The sequence below is a fragment of the Parashewanella curva genome, from assembly GCF_003675895.1.
GTDB lineage: Bacteria > Pseudomonadota > Gammaproteobacteria > Enterobacterales > Shewanellaceae > Parashewanella > Parashewanella curva.
In genome coordinates, this window is record NZ_ML014834.1 from 1 (window position 1) to 14352 (window position 14352).

General features: G+C 39.9%; 15 protein-coding genes. 10 read left to right on the forward strand and 5 right to left on the reverse strand.

Translation table 11 applies throughout. The features are described from left to right. Nucleotides 1-132 precede the first annotated feature (132 nt). The 4 genes from D5018_RS18230 (at nt 133) to D5018_RS18250 (ending at nt 4871) form a co-directional block, all read left to right on the forward strand. Nucleotides 133-3378: a type I restriction endonuclease subunit R gene (locus D5018_RS18230; RefSeq protein ID WP_121840424.1), complete on the forward strand. Its 3246-nt coding sequence runs from the start codon at nt 133-135 to the stop codon at nt 3376-3378. Between the two features lies 1 nt (nt 3379). After that, nucleotides 3380-3775, forward strand: coding sequence for a DUF3024 domain-containing protein (locus D5018_RS18235; RefSeq protein ID WP_133309333.1), 396 nt, complete (start codon nt 3380-3382; stop codon nt 3773-3775). Between the two features lie 21 nt (nt 3776-3796). Continuing rightward, complete coding sequence (locus tag D5018_RS21765) at nt 3797-4084, forward strand: hypothetical protein (RefSeq protein ID WP_165905104.1); 288 nt, start codon at nt 3797-3799, stop codon at nt 4082-4084. A gap of 157 nt (nt 4085-4241) precedes the next feature. Then, nucleotides 4242-4871 (forward strand): hypothetical protein, encoded by a 630-nt coding sequence (locus tag D5018_RS18250; RefSeq protein WP_133309334.1) that lies wholly within the window; start codon nt 4242-4244, stop codon nt 4869-4871. Between the two features lie 38 nt (nt 4872-4909). Here the strand turns inward: D5018_RS18250 and D5018_RS18255 are convergent, their stop codons facing one another. Then, entirely contained in the window at nt 4910-5560 is a 651-nt protein-coding gene (locus D5018_RS18255) for a relaxase/mobilization nuclease domain-containing protein (protein WP_121840429.1), read from the reverse strand. Next, nucleotides 5541-6071, reverse strand: a complete 531-nt coding sequence (gene mobC / locus D5018_RS18260) for a plasmid mobilization relaxosome protein MobC (RefSeq protein WP_121840430.1) — start codon at nt 6069-6071, stop codon at nt 5541-5543. Before mobC ends, D5018_RS18255 begins: the two co-directional genes overlap by 20 nt. Before the next feature lie 369 nt (nt 6072-6440). Between mobC and D5018_RS18265 the strand changes: the two genes are divergently transcribed. The 5 genes from D5018_RS18265 (at nt 6441) to D5018_RS18285 (ending at nt 10456) form a co-directional block, all read left to right on the forward strand. After that, entirely contained in the window at nt 6441-7178 is a 738-nt protein-coding gene (locus D5018_RS18265) for a class I SAM-dependent methyltransferase (protein ID WP_121840431.1), read from the forward strand. After that, complete coding sequence (locus D5018_RS18270; RefSeq protein ID WP_121840432.1) at nt 7153-7605, forward strand: hypothetical protein; 453 nt, start codon at nt 7153-7155, stop codon at nt 7603-7605. Before D5018_RS18265 ends, D5018_RS18270 begins: the two co-directional genes overlap by 26 nt. After that, nucleotides 7584-8291 carry a queuosine precursor transporter gene (locus tag D5018_RS18275; RefSeq protein ID WP_121840433.1) on the forward strand — a complete coding sequence of 236 codons (708 nt, stop codon included), beginning with the start codon at nt 7584-7586 and terminating at the stop codon, nt 8289-8291. Before D5018_RS18270 ends, D5018_RS18275 begins: the two co-directional genes overlap by 22 nt. Before the next feature lie 144 nt (nt 8292-8435). After that, nucleotides 8436-9728, forward strand: coding sequence for an AAA family ATPase (locus tag D5018_RS18280; protein ID WP_121840434.1), 1293 nt, complete (start codon nt 8436-8438; stop codon nt 9726-9728). A gap of 2 nt (nt 9729-9730) precedes the next feature. After that, a complete protein-coding gene (locus tag D5018_RS18285) occupies nt 9731-10456 on the forward strand; it encodes an HNH endonuclease (protein ID WP_121840435.1) in 726 nt (241 codons plus the stop codon). A 10-nt stretch (nt 10457-10466) separates the two neighbouring features. Here the strand turns inward: D5018_RS18285 and D5018_RS18290 are convergent, their stop codons facing one another. Continuing rightward, complete coding sequence (locus D5018_RS18290) at nt 10467-11102, reverse strand: hypothetical protein (RefSeq protein ID WP_121840436.1); 636 nt, start codon at nt 11100-11102, stop codon at nt 10467-10469. 315 nt (nt 11103-11417) lie between these two features. On the opposite strand from D5018_RS18290, the gene D5018_RS18295 reads away from it, so the two are divergent. Beyond that, nucleotides 11418-11936: a hypothetical protein gene (locus D5018_RS18295; protein WP_121840437.1), complete on the forward strand. Its 519-nt coding sequence runs from the start codon at nt 11418-11420 to the stop codon at nt 11934-11936. Nucleotides 11937-12149: 213 nt separating this feature from the next. Here D5018_RS18295 and D5018_RS18300 read toward each other — a convergent pair whose 3' ends face one another. After that, nucleotides 12150-12473, reverse strand: coding sequence for a hypothetical protein (locus D5018_RS18300; protein WP_121840438.1), 324 nt, complete (start codon nt 12471-12473; stop codon nt 12150-12152). 99 nt (nt 12474-12572) lie between these two features. Next, nucleotides 12573-14051 carry an ankyrin repeat domain-containing protein gene (locus D5018_RS18305; RefSeq protein ID WP_121840439.1) on the reverse strand — a complete coding sequence of 493 codons (1479 nt, stop codon included), beginning with the start codon at nt 14049-14051 and terminating at the stop codon, nt 12573-12575. Between the last annotated feature and the right edge of the window lie 301 nt (nt 14052-14352).

A 14352-nucleotide genomic window follows, 5' to 3' on the forward strand; every position in this document is an offset into this window, starting at 1 on the left:
AAGGGTTTGTGTGTTTTAGTTTTTGTCTAAGCAACAAGATTATAACACGCAAACCCTTACCTTTTCTTTAAATATCAACATGATAAACGATTTTTATTGTTGGGTTTGAACTCCGAAACTTGAGTTAATAGTATGAGCCAAGAGGCAACGCTCAAAGAGTTACAATTTCAAAATGATATTCTTGAGCAGATGCAATCCAATGGCTGGTTGCTCGGTGAGTCAAACAAATACAATAAAGAGCTGGCTTTGTATCCTGATGATGTCATTGCTTTTGTAAAGGCATCACAACCTCAGCAATGGGATAAATTAGCGCAACACTTCCCTGCAACTGAGCGTAACCCTAATGCTACCGCTGACGCTCTGCTTAAGTCACTAGAGCAAGAGCTAAAAAGGGAAGGGACGCTATGGGTATTGCGTAATAAGCTCAATAATCGTGGTGCTAAATTTGACCTTTGTAGCTTTAAGCCAGATCACGATTTAAACCCATCGGCAACGGAACGTTACCAGCAAAACATTTTACGTGTTGTACCTGAGTTGGTTTATTCGCCCAATGGCTATGAAGGGCGTTTAGATTTAACCTTATTCGTGAACGGCATCCCTGTTGCTACCTGTGAGCTGAAGTCAGAGTTTAAGCAGTCGATTGATAATGCCAAAGTCCAATACATGAAGGACAGGCAGCCTAAAGATCCAAAAACTCGTAAACCAGAGCCACTACTGACTTTTAAACGTGGCGCATTGGTTCACTTTGCAGTAAGCCAATACAACGTTGCCATGACCACTCGTTTAGCGGGTAAAAAGACTTACTTTCTTCCGTTTGACCAAGGAACTGAAGAAGGTGGTAAAGGCAACGATATCCCTGCCGTATCAACAGACGGAAATGATACTTACGCAACGTCATACCTTTGGAATGAAATTTTCCAAAAAGATAATTTGCTGTTGATCCTTAGCCGTTATATTCACCTTGAAGTGAAAGATGAAGAGCAGTTAGATGGTTCGATAAAAGTTAAAGAAACCATAATCTTCCCTCGTTATCACCAGTGGGCCGTGGTATCTAAATTGCTTAGGACTGTGGATGTTGAAGGTACTGGTCATAAATATCTTATTCAGCACAGTGCAGGTTCAGGCAAATCTAACTCAATTGCTTGGTTGTCGCATCAATTGGCATCAATGCATTATTACGTTGATCATCCAGAGCTTGATAAACAAGCAGGAGACAAGGTTTTTGATTCAGTAATTGTAATCACTGACCGAACAGTACTTGATAACCAGTTACAAGATACGATTTATCAGTTTGACCACAACGAAGGTATGATTGCTCGTGTGAATCGAGAAGAAGCACAAGGCAGTAAATCTAGCCAATTAGCCAGCGAGCTAAAAGCAAGTACTTCTATCATCATTGTGACGATTCAGACCTTTCCTCACGTTTTAGAAGCGATCCGTAAAGACTCAACTCTCGCTGGTAGAAGTTATGCAGTAATAGCCGATGAAGCGCACTCTAGTCAAACAGGAACCACCGCACGAAAACTGCGTGAAGTGCTAATGGCAGAGCAGCTAGACGGTGATGAGGAATTAGACAGTGAAGACATGCTGCGCTTATCACTAGAAGCTCGTAAAGGCTCGAATAAGCTTAGTTACTTTGCTTTTACAGCAACACCAAAGGCGAAAACGATAGAGCTGTTTGGTCGCAGACCGAATACCGATGAACCTGCAAGTGATACCAATAAACCAGAACCATTTCATGTTTATTCTATGCGTCAGGCGATTGAAGAAGGCTTTATTCTTGATGTTCTGCAAAACTACACAAGTTATCGAGTTGCCTATCATCTAGCGCATAATAATCCTGAGTTTGACCAAGAGGTGGACAGTAAAAAAGCCGTTTCAAAAATGGCGAAATGGGTTCGCTTGCATCCGTATAACATTGCTCAAAAAGTAGAAACCATCATTGAACACTTCAATGAAAAGGTGAAGCATCTACTAGGTGGTGAAGCCAAAGCAATGGTTGTAACCAGTAGCCGATTAGAAGCGGTGCGTTACAAACTGGCTTTTGAAAAATACGTCAAAGAGAAAGGTTATAACAACGTTAATGCAATGGTGGCGTTTTCTGGTGAAGTGAATGATCCTGATTTACCCGATCAAGCTTTCACTGAAAATAATATGAACCCTAATTTACGTGGTCGTGATATGCGTAAGGCATTTGATACCACTGATTATCAGGTGATGTTGGTAGCGAATAAATTCCAAACAGGTTTTGATCAGCCAAAATTGGTGGCGATGTACGTTGATAAGCCATTAAAAAACGTTGAGTGCATTCAGACACTTTCACGATTAAACCGTACCTATAAAGGTAAAGATAAAACCTTCGTGCTTGATTTTGTAAATGATCCCGAAGAGGTTTTGAAAGAATTTAAGGTTTACTACGAAACGGCTGAACTGGCTGGAGTGTCTGATCCTAATATCGTTTACGAGCTAATGAAAAAGCTGGATAAAGTTGGCATTTACCAGTGGCGAGAAGTTGAAGCATTTGTTGAAACGTACAATGACAAACAAGCGAATCAAGCCAAGTTAGCGAATATTTGTAAACCTGCCGTTGAACGGTTCACCGTTCGCTATAAAGAAGCCTCTCAGGTACTCAAGTCGGCACAGGCTGAACTATTCAAGGCGAAAATTGAAAAGAACGATAAGAAGATTAAATTTGCAGAAAACAGTGTCAAACATGCTAAAGAAGCACGAGATGTTCTGGAAGTGTTTAAGAAGGACTTAATCTCTTTTTATCGTTACTATGAGTTCACTTCTCAGATAGTTAATTTTGATGACTATGAGCTAGAAAAACTCAGCATCTTCGCTAAGCATCTGTACCCATTATTGCGGCTTGATGTAGTAGAGGATGATATTGATCTATCTGAAGTGGTAATGACTCACTACCGATTGCACGAGCAGCGTGAAGCAGACTTGCAGTTAGGTAATAAAATCGGTGAAGAGAAAACACATTATCTTGCACCGACTAAAGAAGGTACTGGCGCAACACCTAAAGATCCAAAAACAGAAATGCTTAACGAGATCATCCAAAGAATGAACGATTTGTTTATTGAAGATGGTTTATCTGAGAATGATATGCTCAATTATGCCAATACCATTGCAGGTAAAATTTCTGAGAATGAAGTGGTGATGGATCAGCTTCGCAGCAACACCAAAGAGCAAGCTATGTTGGGACAGTTCCCTGAATCAATTAGTAATGCTGTTATCGAAAGTATGGATGTTCATAACGAAATAGCGATGAAACTCTTGTCTAATGAAGCCGTAGCCAAAGGCTTTGCAGGGTTGATGTTTGATGTGTTGATGAAAGGTTTGGGTAAGCAAGAAAATTTAGGTGGAAATTAAATTGACGAAACAAAGAATGGGATGGCAACCAGCACCAGCTAAGCCTTCAACCGCAACAAAAAATCAAATTGCAGATCAAGCAGAGCCATTGATCGCAGAGTTTAAGCGGAAGTGTGTATTACCAGAAAATGCCAATGCCCATTTTAACTACCTTGTTGATATCTATGGCCGTTGGCGTGGTAAATATTTTTACTTTTGCGGGAAATATCATTCTGCTAGCCCTATCGCCATTAGCCCTGAATTTGAAACCAAGTTTGCTCGGTTAGAGTACATGGGGGAGGATAGCTTCAATCTCGCTTATATGCGCCACACAGGTCAGTGGTTTGAACTGTTTCAAGAGCTAAGTCTTGATAAGTGCTTTAATGAGATAAAAAATTTACCTCATTTTATGCCTTGAGCCAAACTAGGAGTAATAGCAATGCAAGAAAGTATTCTTCATGAGTGTGAAGCTATGCCCAAAAGTGGTTGTTATATCGAAGGTTATCAATCATCAAGTGACACAAAAAGATCATGGCAGCTATGCGTCTACCGTGAAGCTACAGAAGATGATCTTGAAGAAAGTAATTATCTGGAAGATGTTGGTGATCAAGTTTGGCAAGCCACTCTTGAAATAAACCATTGTCCTTATTGTGGTGAGGAGTTGAGCGAAGCTAAAACACCATCAGAACAACCAGATTTTAGCTATCACGATTTTAGGAGCTGGTAGTTGCTCTAGTTGAGTGCAGATGATAATTTGTGCGAAGGTTTCGTCTTTAAATTCTGATATGACTGCTGAGTCAGAAGGGATTGGTGCATTGCATGAACGAGATTCTATCTTTCGTAAAAAAGCATAAGTTCATCAGTGTCGGATGCACCGTACAGCCGTGTTAATATTGGCTTATTATATAACGTTCAATGGGCTTGTTCCAAAACTATCTCACACACAGTCTGACTGGGGAAACTTTGGCTCATACTTTGGTGGCACAGCAGGCACACTGTTTGCGGTGCTGGCGTTTATCAGCCTGAGAGAGCAGATTGCATTACAAAAGAAATCGACAGAAAAAGAGTTGAAGGCCATTGCGCTTAACGCAGAAATAAGTCGAATGGAGAAAACTTTTTCCCATTATGACGTGCTGCTAAATGAAGCCATAATCTGTGTTCAAAGACCTAATCAACCTAAAATAAAACATATAGCAAACTTAATATACACCGCAAGGCTGCTTGAAGTTTTGGAAAAGCATTATATGTGGTTTGCCCATTTAATTAAGCAATCAACTAACGAGTTAGTTGAACACACCTCATATAATGAACATTTGTGGTACGCAAAGTTATCATGGAAGCGTTTTGAAAAGTATGCAGATTTTCTCTTTAGCAAAATAAGTGGTTTTGAGAACAAGTACGCATTAGAAACAAAAGAAGGTTATGAATTCTCGTTGTATACTCAGGCCTATCAGCAGTGGAAAAGAGAGTGGGATATTTTTGCCGATACTTTCGGAGGAAAAGCTGAAGAGTAAGTTGTAAATCTACTGTTTAGTTGTTTAGTGAAACCGGTTTAACTGTGTTGGATATCGTGCTTGAACTTTTGATTTCGTGTACCGCTTGAATCTCGGAACTCTATTTTTCTCAAACTTGGCGTAGCCTCAGCTGCTATGCCTTGTTTTTCCATCTCTTGAGCAAATCTTTCTCGCCATATCTGCGGCAACCCTTTTCGAACATGCAACCGCTTACCATCAAAACCAAGATTTTTTACGGTTAAGTGAACATGTGGGCTATCGGTATCGGTGTGGAGTGCCATAACGTATTGGTGATTGTGGGCGAAGGTCTTTTTGGCGAACTCTCTTACGGCTTTTTTCACGGCTACGGGTGTGGTGCCATCTGGCATGGATAGAACAATGTGAGTGCTGTGACGGGCATTCTTTTTGTTGCTATTGGTATCGGCTCCCCATTCTTTGGCTAATTGATGTAGGGCTGAAATATCTTGGTAGCTATTACCTTGTTCATCTTCTACTTCTAGTTGTCCGTTGCGGCTGATGTAGTCGAAGTGAGCTTGAATATGAGCGGCATTTTTGCAATGGCCGCTGATTTTGACCATAACTTCTGGTGGCTTACGGGTAAATCTCTTTGATGATTTGATGCGATTGGCTTTGTGCCAAACGTCATTATTGAGTAAACCAGATATTTGGTCATTCAGTAGTTGGCTCATGGTGGACACCCCAACGAGTACGGTTTTTATCCAACAGCTTATAAACTTTATCTTTATGCTTATCAATTCTATGACTGAGCATTTCAATCATTTCTTTGGTGATTTTGTCACTCTCTCTAAATTCAATATTCAGGACTTTGGCTATTTGATTGAGGTTGCGACCAATGGCTGATAATTGGCGGTTGGACTCTCTTAATACTTGCATTTCCTCTACTGATAAAATGGGTGAGCGGTGTAGCTTTGCTAAAATACATGCAGATGCCCAATTGGTTTGATTTACATAGCCCTCAGACTTTGCTCGTTGTGCCAGTAGTGACAGATTAAATGAAGAAAGTCTCACCGTGATCTTGTTGGTTTTGAGTTCACGAAAATCCCCTGCATTGGCAACTTCCTGTGAAGTTTGACGAAGAAGAGAGCGGATCAAGCATGATGCGGTTAACCCTTTACTGGAGCAGTAATGCTTGAGGCTAGACTTTTCGTTGTCACTGAGTAGGACTTCAATTCGAGCCATATCCAATTCTCCTTTGCCAAATTACAGCTCCCAATTTAGTACATCCTGTCATTATTTCGAATTTATTATTTGGAATAAGTAAGACCGATATGGGTATAAGAGGGGGGATGGAATGGCATACCCGTAAAATGCCAGCAAAATATACGGGTTTTGCCATCATTTTGCGAATCCTGCATTAGTTATTAAAGAAAGCCCGTATGAATTTGGGCTGCATTTTGCTGTTAGGGAAGATAAACCAGAAGAAATAGAAAAGTCGATAAAATGTCATTCTGAATAAATATTGAACCATCTGGCAAGTCGGTTTGCATTCAAGGGTTTAAACAATAATTATTTATGGTTGTATAAAAAACAACCGTAAAAGGTAATAACATGAATGATGAAACACCTCTGTTTGTTCCTACTCTCAATAAACAAGGCTATGCCGCACCCAATCTTGATCCATTTTCTATCAAATTCACGCAGTTTGCCGAAGGTCAGTTTCTAGAAATTGGTGCAGCCTTTGGTTATGCAACGCTTGAAGCATTAAAAAATGGTGCCTCGGTGACCGCAAATGATATGGATGCTCGACACTTAGATGAACTTGAAGCCAAAGCAGAATCAATCGGATTCACAAAACTTGAAACCATTACTGGAGAGTTTCCAAATCAACTAGATTTTGAAGAGAAACAGTTCAGTAAAATTTTGATCAGCCGTGTGCTCCATTTTTTTACAGGTGAAGATATTCAAGCAGCATTAACTCATGCGTATAACTGGCTGAAACCAGGAGGTGAGTTATACGTGGTATGCGAAACCACTTATTTGACTAATTGGCTTTCGTTCATTCCTGAGTATGAAAAGCGAAAAGCTAATGGTGTGGCTTTCCCTGGTGAAATTGATGACCCAAAACATTGGGAAAAAAGCTGGTCTGATAATTTACCTGAGTTTGTACATTGGTTGGATATCGAACCATTAAGACAACTCTTTGAGCAAGCAGGTTTTGAAGTCGTCGAGCTTGATTATATTAATCGTGCTGGGCAATTTCCTGAGAGCTTGTTACTTGATGGTCGAGAAAGTGTAGGCATTATTGGGAGGCGACCTGACAATGAAAATACACAAGAGCCTCTATAGTTCTTTAAAAAAACTCTACGACGAATACGTTCAAACAACTGAATTTGAATACCGTATCGTAGAAGTCAAAAAGAAACAGGGCGTCAAGTACGCCAAACTTAATCGAAAATACTCATATTACTGCATTGAGGTGGAAGCAGAATTAATCTTAACGCAGAAAAATTACTTATATAGCTTGTGTCCAGAGGATGTTCGTAATTTATCACTCTACTTCGCTTATGATCAGCAGCCAAAAGTTAAGTATGAATTATTGAGTATTCAATTCACCCCTGAAGCTGAGCAGCTCTTTATGCTCTGGGATCTTGTAAATGAGATGGAGTTAGTCAAAACGCGAGAAGAAAACATGGCCGATGACGAGATCTTGGATAGTTTTAAAGGCTCTCATTTACTTGAAATAGGTCGAATATGTGGGAAGAAAATGAATTAAAAACCAGTTGGGAGTTACCCAATGCGAAGTTGCTTGCACTGTTGGCAACATACATTGTTTTGTTGTGTCTTACCGTTTGCTTTGCAAACAATATTACTTCTATGATGGGGATGACGTTACCAGGGGGAATTTATGTCTTTCCTGTATCATTCATCATTTGTGATATTGTCAGTGAAGTGTATGGCTTTCCTATCGCCCGATTATTTATTTGGTTCGGGATGATATCAGAGCTAATTTTTGCCTTTCTATCTCAAGCGTTAATTGCGATACCTCACCCTGATACTTTTATACATGCTCAAGCTTATCATACCGTTTTTAGTCCTACTGTCCGGTATGTTTTTTCTGGCATGGTAGGCTTTTTTAGTGGCGAGTTTTTGAATGTCTACATTTTATCGAAATGGAAAATCAGGGTAAAAGGTCGTTATTTTGTGATCCGAAGTGTAATGACTACAGCTATTGGGCAGGCGGTATTGAGCATCGTGGTTGATTATTTGGCCTTTGCCGGAAAAATGCCAACATCTGAATTGATTTCAATGATGTATGCTGGTTGGAAGGTGAAAATGATCTACAGCTTGTTCTTTGTGTTGCCTGCTTGGTATATCGTCAGTTATATCAAGAAAACGGACAAGATTGATGTTTATGACGTCAACACTAACTTTAATCCATTTAGGTTTAAGTTGTCGTGATTTGAGTAATCAACACAAGTATTTGAAATGTCGTGTTAACATTTCCAAAACTCCTATTTTGATTATATAGCCCTATAGATCATAAGCTTGTATACTGGCTGTTAGCTGAACTGTACGACTAATACTCAATAGGAATAATGCCAAATGAAGCTCGAAACCTTGAACTTACAGAACTTTCGCTGTTATCAAGACCGACAATTTGTTTTTCATCCTAATGTTAATCTAGTTGTAGGACGTAATGCTGCAGGTAAGACGGCTTTGCTCGATGCTATATCTATAGCAATGGCGACGTGGTTAATTGGATTTAAGAAGAAAAAGCTGGACGGTAAAGCTATTTTACCTACTGATGCAACGTTAATTTACAGCAAGCAAGGTGAGGAAAGTATGTTTCCTCAATCTTGGCCTGTAAAGGTATCTGCTACAGGCGTTGTTGGTCAGAAACGTATTGAGTGGGAAAGAGCCAAGCACTCTGAAGCTGGAAATACACGTTATGGTAATGCAATAGAGCTAATAAATGCCGCTAAGTTATCTGATGAGCAGCAAGGTGGCGATATTATTTTCCCTATGATTGGGTATTACGGCACCATGCGGTTGTGGCAAGATCCAAGGGCAACTAAAGCCAAGCCAGATCTCGATAAATCCACTAAAGCATCCCGCTTAGACGGTTATAAACACAGTGTCGATCCCAGAATCGCAGTTAAAGAGCTGGTTAAATGGTTTGCTAAGCAAGCATGGCGAACATTCCAGCAAGGTAAAGAGCCAATAATGCTTAGCGTGGTTCGTGAAGCGGTATTGAAATGCATAGAAGGTGCAACCGAGCTAAGGTACGATGCAGACAGAGAGGAGTTATTGTTAACCATTGGCGATAATGATCCTCAGCCGTTCTCTATTCTCAGTGATGGTCAGCGCAGTTTGCTCGCACTTGTTGCTGATATGGCTCAAAAAGCAGCAACACTCAATTCTCACTTAGGCGAAGATGTTCTGAAAAAAACACCAGGCATTATTCTGATTGATGAGCTTGATTTGCATCTGCACCCGTTATGGCAACGACGAATTATTGAAGATTTAAGAAATACCTTTCCCGAAGTTCAGTTTGTTTTTACTACGCACTCACCTTTTTTAATACAATCTCTTCGAAGTGGTGAGGAATTATTGATGTTAGAAGGTATGGCTACAGCAGAACTTTCAAATAAAACTCTTGGTGATATTGCAGAGGGGATCATGAGTGCTGGGCAATCTGAAGTCAGTGATCGGTATGCTGAAATGAAAGGCGTTGCATTAACCTATTTACAAACTTTACAAGAAGCTGAAAAAGCGCCAGAAGATAAGTTGAATGACTATAAACAAAGACTAGCTGATTCAATTGCTCCTTACGCTGAAAATCCAGCTTATCAAGCATTTCTTGAAATGCATCGTATCGCGAAATTGGGGCAGTAGCTATGCGCCCAGTCAGTAAAGGGAAATCTCCTATAAATGGCGAGTTTAATCAGTATCAGGATGCAAAAACTGAGTTAGTGAGTCGTTTAGGTGGATACTGCAGTTACTGTGAACGTAAAGTCGTTACCTTATTAGCAGTGGAACACATTGAGCCTAAAGACTTGAAATCAGACTTGGAAAAAAGCTGGGATAACTTTTTATTAGCCTGTGCCAATTGTAATTCCTGTAAAAGTAAGAAGCCCGTAGAGCTTAAAGAAGTTTTACTACCAGATCGTGATAACACTTATGCTGCATTTACTTATCAGGATGATGGAGAAGTTAAGCCATCAGAACATATCACTCAAGTTCAAAAGCAGTTAGCTCTGAAAACCCTAAGCTTGGTCGGCTTGGATAAGCCGATCCAGGAATTTAAAGATTCAAATGACCAGCTAGTTTCTTTGGACAGGACGAGTCAACGTAAAGAGGTCATTGGTGAGGCTCAAGTAGCATTGGAGTTGCTTGCGAGGAATGCTAATGCAGATATGATGACTGCGATAGTCTACATGGCTAAAAATTCTGGCTATTTCAGTATTTGGATGAAGGTGTTTAATGAACACCCAGAAATGAAACTAAGGTTTATAGAGGTATTTAAAGGCACTAAAAATAGTGGCTGCTTCGATTTGAACAATGCTGAACCGATAACTCCAGCGCCCAACCCTGATAATCTAGAACATGGTGGCAAGGTTTAACAAGGTGATTTTAATATCTGGAAACGACTTGAACTACAGGCATTAAAACATCACTTGCTTTGATGTTATAGTTGCTTCCTTTACTGTCCACATAGTAGCCTTGGCTATCTAACCAGAGCAACTGAGTTGTCTCACCCATACATAAATAATATTGAAGCCTTTTAATTACTGATGACAGGTTAAAAATGATTATGTTGTTGTCCAAAATCATTGGTGGGTATTGGATATCAGTGGTTGCCAGCAAGCAGTAAGTCCGATTTGGCTCGTAATCTAACGGATCACTTCTTAACAGACTTGTCGTAAAACGCTGGTATACAGGAAGAGGCTTTGATTTAGCCTCAAATAAAACTTTTATTTGTGTATGTTCTATTAGTGGTACTGAATAACAGTTGTGTTCTGGGATGTACTTGGTTATCGGCAGACTAAAATCATCACCATCAAATAGATAACTGGTATCAACGCCAAATCTATCGGCAATAGTGAGCTTTTTGGCTTTAGGTGGCGCTTTGCGGGAAAATACCCAATTGGCTACAGTTGTCTTTTTTTCACCGCTGACCTTGATTACACAACTCACCTTGTTGATTATATCTGGGCACAACTCTTTGGCTATCGCTACAGCACGTTCAGCAAACAAACTCTTAATCACAATTGCTCTCTTTTTTACTCCTTATTTTTTTACAAGTTATCAAAAGACTGCTTACAAAATCCTGAATCTAATTCGTTTAAAGTTCATCATGAATTATTTTAGGTTGTTTTGTAGGTTCTAAGAAATGTTATTAACTCAACATTGATATTTAATATGCAAAATCAATCTTAATAATTCGTTTTAAATTCGTTTTGGATTAAATTAGGATGTTTCCTGTTGCATTAAAATAATTGTTATTTACTAAAACCTTGCTTCATGTACTTTTTGCTCATTCTGTCTGTTTGTTGATGTAGATATTGAACAGGAGGTTAGCTCATGTATCAGCCGTTTAGTCTTAGTAGAGATGCTCAAAGTGGGCAGCAGATGCTGCAATCTTGGTGCACCATATATCCGAAAATGGCTAACTACCTTGATGCATTAATTTCACAGTTCCCATTTATTGAATCTTCAATCACTCAGCTTTCAAACTTCGTCGGTGCTTATAGCAAAATTAATGATTATCCTATTTTTGATATTTGCATGTGTAAAGGCATACTGTGTGCCACTCATTACTTGAAATCCGCTCATATTGAGTTGGAACTATTTGAAAGTGGTGTAACTGCTGCGGCTTCTTCTTGTCTTAAAGGCATTTATATTGAAGACAAGTTCGGCTTCGAATGGAAGGCTATGGATGGAATACCGTTAACAACTTGGTTGGAAAGGAAGCCAGAGCGACTAAAGCAATTAAACTCTGGCACATTGATGATCGCAAATAAGGCCTGTGATCATACATGCGAACAACTTCAGCAACTACTTTTTTCAAAAATGTTTTTTAGCTCTAACTTCGTCGGTTAGCGAAAAAGGAATAATGTTTTTGAAAAGACCACAACAAGTAGTGATCACTTGCAATCAAAAGCGATTGCTGCACATAAACTGATTCTTGAAATGCTCTGCTTACTTTTAGTGACTATATGTCAGATAAATAAGTATGAAAAAATAGGCTGTTTAGGTTTCTGTCTCATTTTTGGACAATTCCGCGTTTGAACATACTTACAACATAATGAAAAACTAACTGTTTTTTACTTCGAATCTCTCTTTCGTAAGAGGTGATATTTGTGTCTGTATGCTTTCTTGTGTCTCCAAAGATTGCGGTCGATAATCAACTCCTAAGCTTCCAATGCTTAACGTTTCTTCATCTTGTGTTTTTGTGCAACAACAGCAAAAAAGCTCTTTGATTTTTTGGGTGATGGAATTGGGTTCTTTTGGCTTTTTGATGTAATACCCACTCACTGAATTTGGCAGCGTCCTTGCAGCCAAAGCTTCTGCATCAGGTTGTGATAAATGAGGAGCATCTAATTTGTGCGTCTCTGAAGAAAATTGGTTGTTAATCATCTCGAATAAACCTATTACAGCCCATAATAAGCGACCTAAGATTTTGTATCGGGTGACGCTTTTGCGGTTTACTCACCGCTATCATCGAACAATACATTCTCATTTTCTTTTGCCTAGATGACTATCTTTGTGACTGTGGCTTTGTGGCTGTTTGTTTTTTAGTAGAGCAGTAATGGCATCATCATTTTGCTCTTCTGCCAATTCTAATGGTGTTTTACCATTCGTTTTACGATTTATATCAGCATTGGCTTTCAGTAGCTGCTTAACAACCTCAGCTCGTTTATTCCAAACCGCAAGGTAAAGCGGAGTAAACTCATTTCGTGAAACGCTATTTACATTTGCATTTAAGCCAATAAGGTATTCAACGATATCACTTTTACCTGCTGCTGAAGCAATGTGCAGCAAGCTTACCCAGTCTCCTGTAGGGGCGTGTTGCAGTAATAACCGAACATTAAACTCTGAAGGCAATGATTTAATTAATCGTTGCAACTCACTGAGTTTTCCATTCGCGCAAGCTGATAACAAATCACTGGCATGTTTATTGGTCAGGCCTTTAATAGAGCGAACGACTTCTGTTTTTGCAGTCACTTCCGCTGCTGGCAAAGGTTCAACACCTGTGAAAGACTTATCCTCTTGCACTACAGGTTCTGAATAGGCTGTTGGTTTTACGTTAAGGTCATGCGCAGCTTGTCGCATTATTTCACCCACTTCTTCACTCGCTTTCCCTGCGGCATCTTCAGCGATTTTGCAAACTTCGCTTAACCCTTCTTCTAGTTGTTTTAACGAGATAGTAACGGTCTTCTGAGCAGGTTTAGTTTTCACAGCTGCGCCTTGCTGCTCTGAGCTTTGTTGGCTTTCAAATACCTCAGGATGAGTTTGTTTAGCAATATTAATTGCAACCCCTTCTATCACTTCCTTCGCTTGTTGTTCATTGATTTCAACCCCTCGTTCACGGAAGCGTTCAATCATTTCTGCAATGGCTTCACGTTTTACGTAACAAATGATTGCTCCTGTTGCGGCGAGAACAGTGATTGTGACCCCGCTAAGAACAACGACACCTGCTACGATGCCTCCGACGTTAACGGCCTCTGCCGTTGGTGGCACCTCTGAAGCAACGCTGGGTTTAACGGTTGGATTTGCCTTGATTGCTGTAGCAGATGGTGTGGGCAAACTCGTTGTTGGTAATGGAGGCAAAATTGGCTGACAATTTTTATCTAAGGCTTGGTTTGAACCTACGATAACTTTTTTTTCAAAGCTAAGCTCATTGAAAATATCATGTCCACTTAAATTGACTACTTTTGCATTATGGCACAGAGTTAGGTTTGGACTGGCTGTGTATTCATCAAGTACAACCACACTGGCACCGCTAGCGATTATTGTTGCCCCATCAGCTGCATTGCCAGTAAACAAGGCTCTCCCTCTATCTTGTACTTTTATATGCGAATTTGCCGCTGAGTTGTTTCTGAATTCTGCAGAACCGCCTTGACAGACTGTTACTTGAGAATTTGCTAGTGAATTGTGAATAGCTTGAAGCCCTAGGCCACCTGCATTCTGGACGTTAACGTTAGAAGAGTTCATAGAATTTGCTTCTGCAATGACACCAGAACCATTTGTGTTAATGATGGTGACGTTCGAGTCAGTCCCTGAACTTACAAAAAAATGGGCGCCAACCCCTCCTGAATTATTTGTTACAATTGTAGAGCCCTGAAGTGCCTCAGCACCTGCTCTAAAGCCAAATCCTCCAGAGTTTTTAGTAGGGCAAACGGGTCTAAATTAGACACTCAGTTTGCCCACGGTTAAAACCTTCATCAAATAATCTTCATCCCAGCCAGCTTTTAACCGTTTGCTTTTTATTCCAACTTTTGCTGTTTTCTCATTT